The sequence below is a fragment of the Bacillus cereus group sp. BfR-BA-01356 genome, from assembly GCF_022663635.1.
GTDB lineage: Bacteria > Bacillota > Bacilli > Bacillales > Bacillaceae_G > Bacillus_A > Bacillus_A cereus.
On the sequence record NZ_JAKUFX010000064.1, the window covers coordinates 16,828 to 31,614 of the forward strand.

Sequence of the window (14,787 nt, forward strand, 5' to 3'; positions counted from 1 at the left end):
CCTCTTATAAAGAATTCGCTCTTTTTTCTGTATTTAAACTTATTTCACAATATTGGATTTCCCACTATCTAAAACTCTATTTGCTGGTACACTGGACATTTCAACCACTGTATTCATACTCTTATCAGTCAGTTCAATGAGTTCGGTTTCATGTTTTATTTTATTTAAATCCCACACCATCCCATGAAATTCATTATGCTGACCACTTACCTGTATAATGCTTTTTGTTTTATTTGAAGGCTGTATTTGAAGATTTGTAAATTGATTCCCACTAATTTCATTTGGCGTAGTTACTTGACTATCCATATAAATCATATTTACACAGTCTTCTAAAGAAAAGTTCATAAAACGATTGGCATTTATCCAAGCTTGTCCGGTGCTCGGTTTTTTTGCTACTAATTTCAGTCCAGTTTCCATTCCTACAACTTTAATATTTTCGAAGTTAACAAACGAAATTTCATTTTCTTTTCCAGCAGAGTATAAAGAAATTCCGGTACCTTTATTCGTTTCCGTCCAATTGATAATATTTATATCTTTTATTTGTGTTTTGTTCCAAGTGTTATAATATTTATTTTTACCGTCTAAATAAATAACTTCAGAGTTAAATTTAGGGTCGTCAATAGCTATATACGCTCCTTCAATGGATGCGTTGTTCTCCAGTTCTAGAACTCTAAAGTTTCCCTCAACTACAAATTGGGATCCATAACCAAATAATAATTTCACACCTTTTTTAACAATGATTGGTGACGTAATTTTATACTTCTTATCATCAAGTAATACCGTTTTAATTTTACTAGATTCTGCTTTATTAATAGCAGATTGTATTTTTATTGAATCATTTTCCCCTTTAAAGTTTTCTACATACAAGTTAGTACTTTTAGCTGCATAGTCTTTTTTATTGTATTGATAAAAAGCAAAAGTAATTAAAACTATACCAATGAGTAAAACAATTATTTTCTTCATCATACTCACCCCATATCGATTAATCTATGGCTTTTATATTGAGGTTATTATTATTTTGCTTTGTATTTCAGATTACCATTGCTGCTTTGTCTATGAATTATATTATGTAGGAATTAGTAAACTGTTTGCTTTACTAATACATCATTCTTATAATGTATTGATTTATGATTTCATAAAACAAAAGTCTGCTTGTACATAATGTAATCCCTTCCTCTATCCCTAATAAGCTCTTACTGGTGATATAAGATGTACTGCTGCAGATTTCTCTCCTGCTTCAATCAATATCGGTCTCATAGAACCACCAAAGCTTAAAGTAATCGTTTCTTCTTTTATTGCTCTTAAAGCATCAACCATAAAACGCCCATCGAAAGATATATTTAATTGTTTTTCACCTTGAATCGCATCTATTTGTTGCGTTTCGGATATTTGCCCAATTTGAGAAGCATTTGAAGAAATTTTAATTGTAGATTCGTTTATGATTTCTAAGTTAACATTGTTATTGGCCCATTCACTTGCTAATAAACTTGATCGGTCTACACCTTGTAATATCTTTTTTCTATCTATGTTAATAATCGTTTTAAAGTCGTTCGGAATAAGATTAGAAATATTAGGATATTTCCCTTCGATTAGTCTTGAATATAATGTAGTTGTTCCGAGCGTAAATATAATATGACTCTCTGAAAGATAGATATATACGAATTCTGAATTGCTGTTCATTAATTTTAGAAGTTCACTAATGGTTGCGCTTGGTACAATACAATTTGCTTTTACATCTGAGGAAAGTAATGTTTCACGTATCGCTAGTCTATGTGAGTCAGTTGCAGCACAAATTAACTTATTATTAGATAACTCTATATGCACCCCAGTAAGAACAGGTCTAGATTCATTTTTCGCTACCGCAAAGACTGTTTGTTTAAATACTTCAATCAATTGCTCTGTCTCTACTTTGATTTCTGCATGATTGTCTATAAGCGGTACATTCGGAAACTCATCTGCAGGAAATCCATTTAAACTTAATGTGATTTCTTCTGATTGTATCGTAATTAATTGCTCATTCTTACTTTTTATTGCTATATCACTTGGCATTTTCTTTATTATTTCAATGAAATACTTTGCAGGTACAACAATAGTTCCTGCCTTTAAAATAGTTGCAATCTTTTCGTCTTCAATTGAAACAGGAATGAATTTTTCAATAAAAATATTCGAGTTACTTGCGATTAAAGTAATTCCAGATTGATCTGCAGTTATTTTTATACCAGATAATATAGGAATTAAAGATTTTGTTGATATTGCTTTACTTACTTCTGAAAGTGCTTGAGTGAATTGTTTGTGATTAACGATAAACTCCATGTTTTCCCCGCCTTACATGAGATAATATTTTTATGAAGATTGATGAACGATTGTTCCGTTAAAAAAATAAGGTACTGTTTCTTTCTTTTGTAATAAATCTAGTAAATGTTCTGGTATGCGTAAATATGGAGCTGCTATATGTAATTCCATCCAAGTAATCTCTTCAATTTCTTTTGGCCTTGATATATATGTCTCTCCGCCAATTATTTCACCTAGAAAATTAAAGAAAATTGCATGATGATCTCTTTCCTCGAAAAAGGCTTCGCTGATAGAACAAATCCCTTTTACGTTTATATGTAACCCTGTTTCTTCTTTTACTTCTCGAATTACTGCTTCTTCCAATGTTTCTCCTAATTTAACTGCGCCACCTGGTAATGTATAATAAGAACCATTTTCCCCTTTGTTTTTTACCATTAAAATCTTTTCATTAGTTTTATCGTACAAAATCGCGTATGTAACATTAACTTTTTTCATATGTACCTCCTCTATTTTTAATAAAAGGAATTTTCTGTCTTCTATTCATTCTACCATTAACTCCTTTTAATATATATAAGTTAGTTAAGTCTTGCCTTTACCACTATTGGTGGAGTTAATAAGAATAGGCTACTGATATAAAAAAAGAACGTACCTTAGGAAGATTATCCAAAGTACGTTCTTGCAGTTTTAGAATAAAAATTGATTCAATTAATACTGAAATTAATAATAACCTCGCCCTTATTGCATGTGTATTCCAAATACTAATGTTAACAAATTCTATATACTTTTTAGCCGTTTTTCTAAATAATAATGATTATGTCCTTTCGGATGATCTTCACTTACTCCGATTACTTTATATCCATGCTTCTTATAAAAATCAGGCGCCTGAAAACTAAAAGTATCTAAATTGATTAACCTGCACTCTTTTTCAATTGCAAATTCTTCAATAAGTTTTATTAACTTGGTTCCGTAACCTTCATGTCTATATTCTTCAGAAACCCATAGAAAGTCAACGTGTATATGGTGCCAAAAAGTTATTGCTGTTACCCCACCTACTATTTTTTCTTTTTCATTTCTTACTATGAAACTAACCTTTTCTGAAGGTGTTTTTTCTTCATCTGCGAGATATTTTTGATTGTATTCAATTACTTTCTCTCTTATGTAATCACTATCTTCTTGTACCCACTGCTGTACTATTTTCATTTTAAGTGTCACGCTCCTTTTTACTTATCTATTCAATTTTAAAATGATATTGTCCTGTCTTTAATGAGTTGGTAAAGAAGCAAAGTTAATGGAATAAAAAAGAGCCCTAGTATGAGGACTCTTTTTAAAATTAAGCTACTTTCCGATGTAAATGTTTTAGTTCCTTTTTCTTCTCTGCAGTTGGTGGACGGATTAATATTGAAATAATGAAGGAAATAACACTTAAAACACCAATTATAATGAAAGTTGGTTGAAATCCTCCAAGTATCGCTCCAATGAATGATCCTGCAAGCGCACCAAATCCGAAACCTTGGTAGACAATCCCGTAATTTGTACTATGGTTTTTTAATCCAAAGAAATCTCCGACAATAGCTGGGAATATAGTTATATTACCGCCGAAGCAAAAGGCGACACTTGCTACACAAGCAAAATAGATTCCGTAATTTAGCGGAATAAAACTTAAAGTAAAGACTGACAATCCTATAATAATAAATGTTGCAGAGACAATTTTCATTCGCCCGATTTTATCTGATAACGTCCCAAGAATGATTCTACCTACTGTATTAAAGATTGCAATCATAGCAACGGCGTTTGCAGCGGTTGCTGCGCTAAGTCCAACGAGTTGTACACCGATATCTTTTACCATACTGATTAAATACAAACCACCCATACACGAGGTGAATAACATAAAAAATAGCAGATATACTTGTTTCGTTCGCATCATTTCACGCGGAGTATAGTCATTGTGTAATGTTTCAGTTACAGCATTACTTACAATTGCCTCACGTAAGAAGAACGATCCGATTAACACTAAAAGTAACACGATAATACCCCAATATAAGAATGCTTGTGATACACCAAGGTTATCGATAAGATTTCCGTTTATATATCTAAAGATTAAGCTGCCCATTCCATACGCTGATACAGATATACCTGAAATAAGCCCTTTCCGATTTGGAAACCATTTAATTAAATTAGATAGTGATGTAATATAAGCTGTTCCATCCGCATAACCAACAACGACACCAGCTAATAAATATAATAGTGGTAAAGAAGAAACTTGTGAACTAAGTATTAAGCCGAGTCCTAAAACAATTCCTGCAGTAGCAATAAGTTTTCGAAGTCCTAATTTTTTCTGCAACTTGGCTGCAAATAAAGTTGAGAATGATAAAGAAAAACTTGTTATGGAGAAAGTTATCGCTACTGAATTAAGATTCCATCCAAACTTACTTACAAGGGGTTGATTAAATAAACTCCATGTATAAATTGTTCCAAGGCCAATTTGAACAATGATTGTACCTAGAACAATTAGTAACGGATTTATAGAAGTTTGTTTCATACTAACTGTCCCCTTCTTTTATCTTGACATGAATTTTCACAGTTAGTATATCCATCATAAATTGCAAGATACTGTACGGAAAATGGTAATTAAGTTCATATACACAAAAAGACACTTCATAAAGAAGTGCCTTTTGCAGGTTATATCAGATGTTTCTAAAGAAAGCTTTGTTAAGATAAGCCATTTTCAAATGCTTATGTATATATGTTATCAAATAATTTCTTATATGTGATGAGACTTAAGACGTATTTTTCATTCATCATATAGTCGGATGAAAAATTAATATTCGATTTCATCAAAATCTTTCGGCTGCGGTACAGTTTGCATATTAGCTGCATCTTTAGGATCGCTATAAATCGCATTTTGCTCTGTATTTACATCTTTTATATTTTGTTTTTTATTTTTGTTCACTTTATCTTTCACTTTCAATCACTCCTTTTTGTTATAGGAGTAATTATGCCCTATTACCGTTACTAAATGTATCAGCGACTAAATTACTAAATTCACGTAAATAATATAAGTAATTATCACCGCCGTAGTTATATCTTTTGTTATACATTTTTGCAACAACTACATTATATTCAGGTATTACTAAAATGGTCGGTCCAGTAATCCCTAATATTTGATACGACCCTTTTGGAACACGTTCACCAAGTTCGCTTAATTGCGCAGGCTCATTTTGGATGAACCAAAACAATCCATTTTGTGGTAGCTCTTTGTTTATATATGTTGGACTCTGCAAACTCGTAGCGATTTTTATAACTTCTTTTGGAACAATTTGTTTACCATCTATCCCACCTTGATTTAAATGAAGATTGCCCCACTGCGCAAATTCTCTAGCTGAGACAAACAAATTTTTTTCAGTACCGTCATCTACCGTACCAATTTCACTAATTGCGTCTTCATTTGGATTATTAACAACGTCAACTAAATTTTCATCTCGCTGAACTCTCCAACCTGTTTCTTGAAAATTAGCAGGTTTAAACACACGCTCCTTTAACAATTCAGGAAAACTTTTGTTATATAGCTGATAAATAAGACGTGTCATCATTCTTACATTAATATCTCTATACGCCCATGATTGTCCCGGTGCAAATTCACGAAAAATTGTCCTGTCATTCGTTTCTTCTAATCCGTGCGAATGTGTTACTAAATGTCTTATCGTCGTTTTACTAAGCAATGCAGGATCAAAGTCTTTAAAATATTTTATCGCTTCATCATCAATAGAGTTTATTTTCCCCTCATAAAGCGCATACGCTATCATTAATCCTAAATAACTTTTTCTAGCAGAAGCAACGTTAAATTGTGAAGATGCTGTTACTCTCTTGGTTGTAGATGTATTTGAGTGATAACCACTATAATGCTCTAGTACGATTTTATTATCTTTTATAATACAAAGTGCTGTAGCAGAACTATGATTTTTTTCTTTTATATCCTCTACCCAAGAAATCAACTTATCATATGTATACAAATAAATCCCCCTTAATACACATCAAAATTACAGCATGAAAGAAAAGTGCAAAATAGTTTTTACACCTTTCTTTCATATAAAATAACTTGGATTTTCTATACTTAAATAATCCACCAGTTCCAGCAATTAAAGCAACTGAAACATCCTGCGCATCCTATACATCCGCCGCAACGACCTGCACAACCACCACATCTACCGCCACATCCGCCGCAACGACGTGCATCGTCTTGAATGTAATAGTATGGATATTGACTTTGTTGTTGATCCCAATACACAACATTGCCAGTTTGATAATCATTAAGGTTTAATGATTGTAGTTCTTGTTGAAACTGATTCATTATGAAACCCTCCATTTATAAATGTAAATTCCGTCCAAATATTAAAGTTAATAAATTCTTTTAAACAAAGTAGAAACAAGACTATAGACTAAATGCGTACATCAACAAAATATGAACTTACACTAGGTGATGTACCTTGTTTTTCAGCCTATTTTCTTTATATTCATTCGATGGACGTATTTACTATAAATAAAGTGATTTAAAAATTACTAATCCAACAATTTAGGAGTTCATCATTTAACTTACTTTCTAGTAATTCCTTTACTAAAGGCATTGGCATGATTTCATAATGATTTAAGGCTTCTTTATTATAAGCTATCCAGTGAAATGCTAAATGAGACTCGCTAGATTTCGGTGTTAAGTCCGTATGTAAATCTTGTGACTCTACTTCAAAAATGTGGTTAATTTCATGATGAAGAACTTCTTTATCTTGCCATTGATTTTCTATGACACCTAAAAATTGTTGTATACTACAGTTTACTCCAAGTTCTTCTCTTAACTCTCTTTTTAATGCATTCTCTGCTGATTCTCCAATTTCAACATGGCCACCAGGTAAAAAATAATGATGGCCGATATATTCAGCAACTAATAATTTTTCATCTTTTATCATGACTGCTCGTACAATATGATGAAATTTACTTTTCAATTGATATTCCTCCTAGTTATTTAATGTATAGTTTCTCAAAATAGTCATTTAGTATTGGTATAATATAAATCATAGGTGTTTCATACGGATGAATATCATTAATAACTTCAAGAGCATCTTTTACAAGTTCTCGTTTACACTTTATTTCAACTTTACATTCTTGTCCTTCGCATATTTGACCAATTTCTCCATTAAAAGGAGATGCCTCTTCTAAAGGTCTCCAATATCCTTTCACTGAACTATAGGAAAGACAATGGTCATATTCGCCAGTTTTACATGCTCCAATTTTATTTAATTCATCCCTTAATGTTTCAATATATTCTTCAGGAATGAACACTTCAATTTTCACTTCAGTAAATTGCATATTTCATTTCACACCTTTACTTCCTAATAGTTAAACAAATAAACGATATACTTGCTCACCATCATACTCCTGCCCTAATGATATGAAACCATATCGTTCATATAATTTCTTTGCAGAGAGATTATCTTTATGTACGGTTAATCTAATTTCTTTACACATCTTAAATGTATTTTTTATTATATTAATACTTTCTTGTAATGCTGCTTTTCCATAACCATTACCTTGCTGCGATTGATCAATAATGAATCCGTTAATCCAATACATATCCGATGTCTCTCTTACAACAAGCATGCATAACAAAACCAACCATAAGGTCACCATCGTATATAGCGAATGGTATGTACTCTACATTGTCACCATCTGGTTTTATATATACTTTAGCAAGCGAAACTGCTACAGCGGGGACAAATTTTCTTTGATCTTCTTTAACTTGTAACTTTAACGCATCTTCCCAATTGTCTCTCGTAACAACCTTTAACTGGACATTCAATATTGTAAGCTCCTTTATCTAGAGGATGTATTTTTATATTCAACGCATTGAAATAATTCCCTTTTTCGACAGCAACTTATAACATAATTTTTATAAAATCTTGAATGAATTTTTCTGCATCTATTTCTAAAGCTATACGGGCTCCTTCAGATTTAGAGTTAGGGCGAAAATCAGCAAATGTTTGTCCTTTCGTATCTCCGTATGTATCTACGTTTACTGTACGATGCACAAATTGAAAAAAACTTGGATTTACTAATCCGCTTATTGCAACCACATCATGTAGCAAAGGTCCTTCCATAGATGGATTAAGTTTTTGGTATGCGGATAGATAGTAGTCATACATTGGTTTCATTATCATATGAAATGGATTCTTTGCATTAGCTTGAATATAGTTAAATACATTTGGTGTTAACACAGCTTTGTTTGTTACATTTAAAGGGAATATGAATAAATTCTTTGCTTGATGGAAAACAATTTTACTTGCTATCGGATCTCCATACACGTTTGCCTCTGCTAATGGCGTAACGTTTCCTACTTCTAAAAAAACACCACCCATGAAATAGATTCCTTTTACATTTAGCATTAAATCATTCCATAAATTAAAAGCAATTGCTAACGAGGTAGATCTTCCTACATCAACAATCGTTAAATCTTTTCCGTACTTTACAAGAATCGCAGCGATACTACCAAAATTGTATATTGGAATAGATAATACGCTTTCTGGAACATGGATGGGTCCTAATCCTTCTGCTCCGTGAATTTCAGGATAGTACGTAGTGATTTCTTCTGTCAGTGGTTTTGTTGCACCACTAATGACAGGAATGTCTTGTCTATTTGCTAACTGTAAAATATACGCTGCATTATGTGCAGCATGTATATGCTCAACATTTCCGTATCCGGTTACAATACCGACAATTTCAATTTCGGGATGCAGTAAACCATACATAATGGCAAATGAGTCATCAATACCTGGATCTCCGAAAAATAATACTTTTTCCAAGAAATACTCTCCCTTCATAAAAACATAGAGTCATCAATAACTATGTATATGAAAAAAGCAAGTATATCTATGCGAATTTTAGAATGAATAATGTTTTACAAAACATTAAAAAGGAACTAGCGAATGCTAATTCCTTTCTTCAGTAACCATTCTCAAATTTAATTAATTATCGTATCCTTCATAAATCGCATCATTTGTTAGATTTTGTGTTTTTTTATCATCAGGTACAGGCTTCCACCAATTTCCTGTAATAAATAACATAGTTAATAAATTATAACTATCACTAAAATAACTTTCTCTCTTATTCTTCATCCAATCCCAACCACTATTTACCCACTTTTGATTATTGCTACTCGTTATACTTGCAGCAATAAACGGTGAAACAAATACAGCAGTTGGATAACTACCAATATTGGATCCATTTAATTGATAACCATCCACAATTTTAGAAGGATTTCCATTCGTTTTATTTTGAATCCATGAAGAGACTTTATCAGAAATGACTTTACTTTGCTTCTCGCCGTACATCGCATAGTCCATTACAATTCTCAATGGTACCCGACTAGCATTGTAATAATATGCATTTGTATATTCTGACTCATCTAAGAAGTCTTTAGGTGCGGGTTGTGGTGGGTTTTTTACAACGAAATCTGAAATAAGTCCTGTATTTGGAGAGTACTTATTACTAAATTGCGTATAAACATCGTACAAATTATTAATAACAGTAAGCCAAGTTTTATCACCTGTAAATTCATAAAATGCTCTAAGGTGTGACATCATCCAATCAGATGGTCTCGTATCAAGTGAACTTTTAGAATCCCAATCTCCTAAATTTAGTCGGTTATTATTTGTAACATTACTAGCTTTAATACCTTTTGTAATCATGTCTTGTGCTTCTTTCAAATAATTAACTGTTCCATTAGATCCCCACTGCTTATGAGCAAGAAGAAGAGAATACGCAATATCTAAATCTCCATCAGTAGCAGAATCAAAATGACCTTGTGCTTTTTTACTATCTGCGACAACCCATCCCATTAAATTAGGATTTTGAGAACTTTTAAAAGTTCTTGCTGTTTTAAATAAACCGTCATAGATTTTTTGAGCATTCGAATCATAACCAGCCATTAATACTGTAATTATCATCCCATACCCTTGACCTTCTGAAGTTCCAAGTGGCTTAAACCCATCAGCATCACCTGTAATCTCTCCTTTTACATAATAACCACCAGGTAAAGAAGATAAATCATTTTTCAAATATTTCTTTTTCCAATTATCGTAGTAACTTCTTACAGAAGCATTTAAACTTTCCTGTGTAACATGATTCGGTTTTATAACACCTGCATAATTAACTTGCTGGGGAAATGGTTTCATCTCCTTTGCAGCAGCTACTTGTTGATTAACTACGGGAATAGAATTTTGTATTGAATTGTCCGTTACACTTGCTGCGAAACTAGAATTAGAAAAACTAGCTAGTCCGATTCCTACAATAGAAATACATGTGAAAATTTTTCTTTTTCCATTCATTATGTTGTCAGCTCCTTTTAAAATGCTTACTACATAAAATGTAACATACAATATTTAACTGAAATACAAAATATTATATTTATCAACATAAGAAAGAAACTATATAAAAAAGTATCATAAAAATATTATATTTATCAACATAAGAAAGAAACTATATAAAAAAGTATCATAAAATTATTATTGAATTACATTATACGGATTGATTATTTGCTAAATTCCTATGTTTTTCTTTTCTTAATACCGGTATATGAGCAATCACAATTCCAAGTATAGTAATCCCTCCGCCAATTATCGAAACTAAAGTTGGCACTTCTCCTAACCATATCCAAGCAATGAAACACGCAGTTATTGGCGTTAAATATAGAGAACTTGTTGCTTCAGAAGCACCAGCACGAGATATAATATAGGCCAATGCAATATACGGGAGTACTGTTGGAAAGACACCTAAATATATAACGCTCAAGTTAACTTCAAGAGGAGCTGCTAGTATTTCTTGATAAACTCCGGGTAAGAAAATAAGCATACATACAGTACTAGACAAAATTGTATATATGGTAAATGGTAAGAAGCCGTATTTTTTTAAGTAAGATGTTTGGAAAACGAAAAATAGACTTTCTGAAATCGCCGCTAATAATATAAATAATCCCCCGCTATTCAATTGAATAGCATCGCCCTGGCTAAATGAAATTAAGGCAATTCCTGTAAAACTAATTACACCACCAAGCCAACCATTTAATTTCATTTTGTCATTCAAAAAAACAGAAGCAAGAATTGCCGTCACTATTGGGGTGACTGAAATAATTAAACTTGCAGATCCAGCATTTACTGTTTTTTCGCCGTAATTTAATGCGATGTGATAAATAGTAAACCCTAAAGCACCAAATATAAAAATTGCTGGGATATCCTTTAAATCCGGTAGTCGTAGTTTGTATATAAATGAAAATAACAAAAGTATAAATGAAGCGATTAATAAGCGTAGTAAAGTAAGGTGTTCAGGCGTATAAGATTCAAGCCCCATACGAATTGCTGGAAAAGCAGTTCCCCATATAAGAATTGTAAAAGCGTGAGCACATATAATGCGTAAATCCCATTTTTTATTATGCATATTTTCTCTCCTTCCCTAAAAAACCAACCATTTTTAAATTACCAATTATTTCTTTTCATCATATTTAATAGTTGATACAATGTCTTCAACCAGTTATTTATCGGAAAAACCAACCACTTTGAATCTTTTAAATAAACGAAGGAGTTTTTTATATGACAACCGATAAAAAAGTGCCCAAATATCGGCAGATAATAGACTATATGAAAGAAAAAATTGAAAACGGAGAATGGCCAATTGGAAGTAAAATCCCTAGTCAGCGGCAGTTAGCAAAATTATTTCATGTAAATCGAAGTACTGTAATAAATGCGCTAGATGAACTTATGGCAGATGGTTTAATTCAAGGACAAATCGGAGCAGGAACAATTGTAACAAATAATACATGGTCATTATTAGCAACTAATCCCCCGCCCGATTGGAGTGAATATGTAAAGGCCGGTATTCATAAACCAAGTAAGTTAATGGTGCGAGAAATAAATGAAGCAGAAGCAAATAAAACGCTTATCCATCTTAGTAAAGGTGAACTTGCACCTCATCTTTTTCCGCTCGAAACTATGCAATCTATAATTAAAAACGTCAGTGAGGAATTAGATTATTTCGGATACGAAGAACAAAAAGGTTTTTATCCGTTACGGGAAGCAATAAGTAAATACGTAAAATCATTTGGAATACATACATCACCGGGTTCTATATTAATAGTCTCGGGTGCACTCCAAGCATTACAATTAATATCAATTGGTCTTTTACATAGAAAATCAACTGTTTTACTTGAACAACCTTCTTACTTATATTCACTTCATGTTTTTCAATCAGCAAATATAAATTTATCCGGTATATCAATGGATCATCACGGTATTTTACCTAACGACTTATTAAAGCGAATTAAATATAGTCAAAAGAATAATATTTTATATTCAATCCCTTGTTTTCAAAATCCAACGGGGATATTGATGTCCAAAGAGCGAAGAAAAGAAATATTAAAAATATGTGAAAAAGAGCAATTGCCTATCATCGAGGATGATATTTACCGAGAGTTATGGCTTGATGAATCCCCTCCAGCTCCTTTAAAGTCGATGGATAAACATGGACATGTATTATATATTGGTAGTCTCTCTAAAACACTTAGCCCAGGACTTAGAATTGGATGGATAATCGGACCAGAACCTGTTATTGATAGATTGTCAGATATAAAAATGCAAACAGACTATGGATCCAGCTCTTTATCTCAAAGAGTAGCTGCTGAATGGATAAATGAAGGTTTTTATGAAGAACATGTAGCAAACGTAAGAATGCACCTGAAAGAACGAAGACAAATAATGATACGAGCTTTAAATAAATATTGTGCAGATATTGCATCATGGGATATTCCTAGTGGTGGATTTTTTATATGGCTAAAGGTTGTACATAACATTCCGATGAAAAAACTATTTTCAGAGGCACTATCAAAAGGAATTCTTTTAAATCCGGGACGTATTTATGAAGAAGAATCAGATCAGTACATTCGTTTATCATATGGATATGCTACTCCAGAACAAATGACTAACGGAATTAAATTGCTCAGTGAATTAATTCGGAAGTTAACGGCATAAAAAAAATCCTCTTTTGTTTTTGGAGGATTTTTTTATGTATCTTATTTACCACAATTTCATTTCCTGCCCTAATAAAATAAGTTCTTCATAAGGATCTCCGTCAATATTTAATACTTGAGCAAAAGCAGGTTCTGTTTTTAAACCTTGTTCCTTTAAGTGAATAACTTCTTCCCTTATATGGGGATGCTGCATTAATAACATGTGCTCCACTATCATATGTCTATATGCATTTTGATTACGCACTGGCTTCGGTTGAGCAAATAATTCAAATTCAAAACCTTCGAATTCAAAATTCACCTTTATCGATTCAGTACCTTTAATTTTTTTCTTTTTTATGTTGAACCCTCCATAAGAACCATATAAAGATCTCATTTCCTGCTCAAAAACATCAAAGTTATATACTTCCATTACAATATCTAAGTCAGATTGAGGAGTATCAATTCTTATAGGGATTGTCCCGCAAAGAACGGGATTATATAAAGCTAAATCCTCCATTATGTTTAGGCTATTCAAAACATCATATATTTTTTGTTGTTTCTCATTGCCAGATTGTAAATATGTAATAGATGTAAACATAGAAGTCTCTCCTTCATTTAACATAATAATCATCTCACTAAATATTTAAATCATTGGGTTTTGTTCTAGGAGTACCTTTATTTCAATATATTAAGCCGAACTAACTATATTTTTCAACTTTTCTCCTATACTGCAATACTATAAAAATAAAAAAGGAGGAATTATTATGAGCATTTTTAACATTCTTTTAACCGTACACATCCTATTTGGAACAATATGCTTAATCACTGGTATTGTAGCGATGGTTGCCCAAAAGAAGAAAGGAAAACATACCGAATGGGGCGAAATATATCATGCATCCTATGTTGTCATTACCCTTACGGCAATACTATTATCCATTATCAACTGGGATAAAATTGCATATTTATTTTATGTAGCAATCTTCTCTTATTCATTTGCGATTTATGGATACCTTGCACGAAAAAAACGTTGGAAAAATTGGCTCCATCACCACATTAGAGGTATGTTAGGTTCTTATATAGGGGCAGTCACCGCACTTTTAGTAAATGTCGGCATCCATATTCCTATTATAAATTTACTTCCGCCAATATGGTTTTGGTTTTTACCCACCTTAATTGGTATCCCCCTTGTAGCCAGTGTATCAAAAAAATATAAAAAGCGTAGTTGAAATTAATTACATTTTGATTACTTTCTGATTATTAGAATGAAAAATTATACTCTATGTATCACGAATGATATCATGAGTGCTCGCCCTATGAATATTTAAAATAAAATGCCGCCCAACATGATATGCTCCCCCTATAGTAGACAGAAAAAAGAAAGCTTTATATCCTGTCTACTATAAGGGGGATTTTTTTATGGGGAAAATTAGAAGAACATATGATGAAACATTTAA

General features: G+C 32.2%; 16 protein-coding genes and 1 pseudogene. 2 read left to right on the forward strand and 15 right to left on the reverse strand.

Features of this window, described 5'->3' with window-relative positions; all coding sequences use genetic code 11:
- Window positions 1-39: 39 nt before the first annotated feature.
- The 14 genes and pseudogenes from MR168_RS19795 to MR168_RS19860 form a co-directional block, all read right to left on the reverse strand.
- On the reverse strand, window positions 40-963 hold the full coding sequence (locus tag MR168_RS19795; RefSeq protein ID WP_042866981.1) for a hypothetical protein: 924 nt from the start codon (window positions 961-963) through the stop codon (window positions 40-42).
- A gap of 219 nt (window positions 964-1,182) precedes the next feature.
- Window positions 1,183-2,313 carry a DNA polymerase III subunit beta gene (dnaN, locus tag MR168_RS19800; protein ID WP_016122605.1) on the reverse strand — a complete coding sequence of 377 codons (1,131 nt, stop codon included), beginning with the start codon at window positions 2,311-2,313 and terminating at the stop codon, window positions 1,183-1,185.
- A 30-nt stretch (window positions 2,314-2,343) separates the two neighbouring features.
- Entirely contained in the window at window positions 2,344-2,787 is a 444-nt protein-coding gene (locus MR168_RS19805) for an NUDIX hydrolase (RefSeq protein ID WP_000757601.1), read from the reverse strand.
- 279 nt (window positions 2,788-3,066) lie between these two features.
- Window positions 3,067-3,492: a GNAT family N-acetyltransferase gene (locus tag MR168_RS19810; RefSeq protein WP_086412064.1), complete on the reverse strand. Its 426-nt coding sequence runs from the start codon at window positions 3,490-3,492 to the stop codon at window positions 3,067-3,069.
- A 130-nt stretch (window positions 3,493-3,622) separates the two neighbouring features.
- Window positions 3,623-4,831 carry an L-lactate MFS transporter gene (locus MR168_RS19815; RefSeq protein ID WP_086412063.1) on the reverse strand — a complete coding sequence of 403 codons (1,209 nt, stop codon included), beginning with the start codon at window positions 4,829-4,831 and terminating at the stop codon, window positions 3,623-3,625.
- A 279-nt stretch (window positions 4,832-5,110) separates the two neighbouring features.
- Window positions 5,111-5,254 (reverse strand): hypothetical protein, encoded by a 144-nt coding sequence (locus MR168_RS19820; RefSeq protein WP_000653680.1) that lies wholly within the window; start codon window positions 5,252-5,254, stop codon window positions 5,111-5,113.
- A 31-nt stretch (window positions 5,255-5,285) separates the two neighbouring features.
- A complete protein-coding gene (locus MR168_RS19825) occupies window positions 5,286-6,302 on the reverse strand; it encodes a serine hydrolase domain-containing protein (RefSeq protein ID WP_000288894.1) in 1,017 nt (338 codons plus the stop codon).
- 101 nt (window positions 6,303-6,403) lie between these two features.
- Entirely contained in the window at window positions 6,404-6,640 is a 237-nt protein-coding gene (locus MR168_RS19830) for a heterocycloanthracin/sonorensin family bacteriocin (protein WP_127063985.1), read from the reverse strand.
- A 199-nt stretch (window positions 6,641-6,839) separates the two neighbouring features.
- Window positions 6,840-7,286, reverse strand: coding sequence for an NUDIX domain-containing protein (locus MR168_RS19835; protein ID WP_000836831.1), 447 nt, complete (start codon window positions 7,284-7,286; stop codon window positions 6,840-6,842).
- A 16-nt stretch (window positions 7,287-7,302) separates the two neighbouring features.
- The gene (cutA, locus tag MR168_RS19840) at window positions 7,303-7,650 is read right to left on the reverse strand and encodes a divalent cation tolerance protein CutA (protein ID WP_001160791.1); all 348 of its coding nucleotides are present in this window, start codon (window positions 7,648-7,650) and stop codon (window positions 7,303-7,305) included.
- A 30-nt stretch (window positions 7,651-7,680) separates the two neighbouring features.
- Window positions 7,681-8,140, reverse strand: a pseudogene (locus tag MR168_RS19845) (GNAT family N-acetyltransferase).
- A gap of 76 nt (window positions 8,141-8,216) precedes the next feature.
- Window positions 8,217-9,140, reverse strand: coding sequence for a nucleoside hydrolase (locus MR168_RS19850; protein WP_086412061.1), 924 nt, complete (start codon window positions 9,138-9,140; stop codon window positions 8,217-8,219).
- 162 nt (window positions 9,141-9,302) lie between these two features.
- Entirely contained in the window at window positions 9,303-10,664 is a 1,362-nt protein-coding gene (locus tag MR168_RS19855; protein ID WP_086412060.1) for a family 8 glycosyl hydrolase, read from the reverse strand.
- 190 nt (window positions 10,665-10,854) lie between these two features.
- Complete coding sequence (locus MR168_RS19860) at window positions 10,855-11,769, reverse strand: DMT family transporter (RefSeq protein WP_025709387.1); 915 nt, start codon at window positions 11,767-11,769, stop codon at window positions 10,855-10,857.
- Between the two features lie 152 nt (window positions 11,770-11,921).
- Between MR168_RS19860 and norG the strand changes: the two genes are divergently transcribed.
- Window positions 11,922-13,355: an efflux pump transcription regulator NorG gene (gene norG / locus MR168_RS19865; RefSeq protein ID WP_086412059.1), complete on the forward strand. Its 1,434-nt coding sequence runs from the start codon at window positions 11,922-11,924 to the stop codon at window positions 13,353-13,355.
- 45 nt (window positions 13,356-13,400) lie between these two features.
- On the opposite strand, the gene MR168_RS19870 is transcribed toward norG, so the two are convergent.
- Window positions 13,401-13,931: a DUF4269 domain-containing protein gene (locus MR168_RS19870; protein ID WP_048656837.1), complete on the reverse strand. Its 531-nt coding sequence runs from the start codon at window positions 13,929-13,931 to the stop codon at window positions 13,401-13,403.
- A 166-nt stretch (window positions 13,932-14,097) separates the two neighbouring features.
- Here MR168_RS19870 and MR168_RS19875 point away from each other — a divergent pair, with 166 nt between their 5' ends.
- Window positions 14,098-14,559, forward strand: a complete 462-nt coding sequence (locus MR168_RS19875) for a hypothetical protein (RefSeq protein WP_006929674.1) — start codon at window positions 14,098-14,100, stop codon at window positions 14,557-14,559.
- Window positions 14,560-14,787 lie beyond the last annotated feature (228 nt).

Coding starts and splice junctions, on each gene's coding strand:
- MR168_RS19795 (WP_042866981.1), bottom strand. CDS start 963: ATGAAGAAAATAATTGTTTTACTCATTGGTATAGTTTTAATTACTTTT.
- dnaN (WP_016122605.1), bottom strand. CDS start 2,313: ATGGAGTTTATCGTTAATCACAAACAATTCACTCAAGCACTTTCAGAA.
- MR168_RS19805 (WP_000757601.1), bottom strand. CDS start 2,787: ATGAAAAAAGTTAATGTTACATACGCGATTTTGTACGATAAAACTAAT.
- MR168_RS19810 (WP_086412064.1), bottom strand. CDS start 3,492: ATGAAAATAGTACAGCAGTGGGTACAAGAAGATAGTGATTACATAAGA.
- MR168_RS19815 (WP_086412063.1), bottom strand. CDS start 4,831: ATGAAACAAACTTCTATAAATCCGTTACTAATTGTTCTAGGTACAATC.
- MR168_RS19830 (WP_127063985.1), bottom strand. CDS start 6,640: ATGAATCAGTTTCAACAAGAACTACAATCATTAAACCTTAATGATTAT.
- cutA (WP_001160791.1), bottom strand. CDS start 7,650: ATGCAATTTACTGAAGTGAAAATTGAAGTGTTCATTCCTGAAGAATAT.
- MR168_RS19855 (WP_086412060.1), bottom strand. CDS start 10,664: ATGAATGGAAAAAGAAAAATTTTCACATGTATTTCTATTGTAGGAATC.
- MR168_RS19860 (WP_025709387.1), bottom strand. CDS start 11,769: ATGCATAATAAAAAATGGGATTTACGCATTATATGTGCTCACGCTTTT.
- norG (WP_086412059.1), top strand. CDS start 11,922: ATGACAACCGATAAAAAAGTGCCCAAATATCGGCAGATAATAGACTAT.
- MR168_RS19870 (WP_048656837.1), bottom strand. CDS start 13,931: ATGTTTACATCTATTACATATTTACAATCTGGCAATGAGAAACAACAA.
- MR168_RS19875 (WP_006929674.1), top strand. CDS start 14,098: ATGAGCATTTTTAACATTCTTTTAACCGTACACATCCTATTTGGAACA.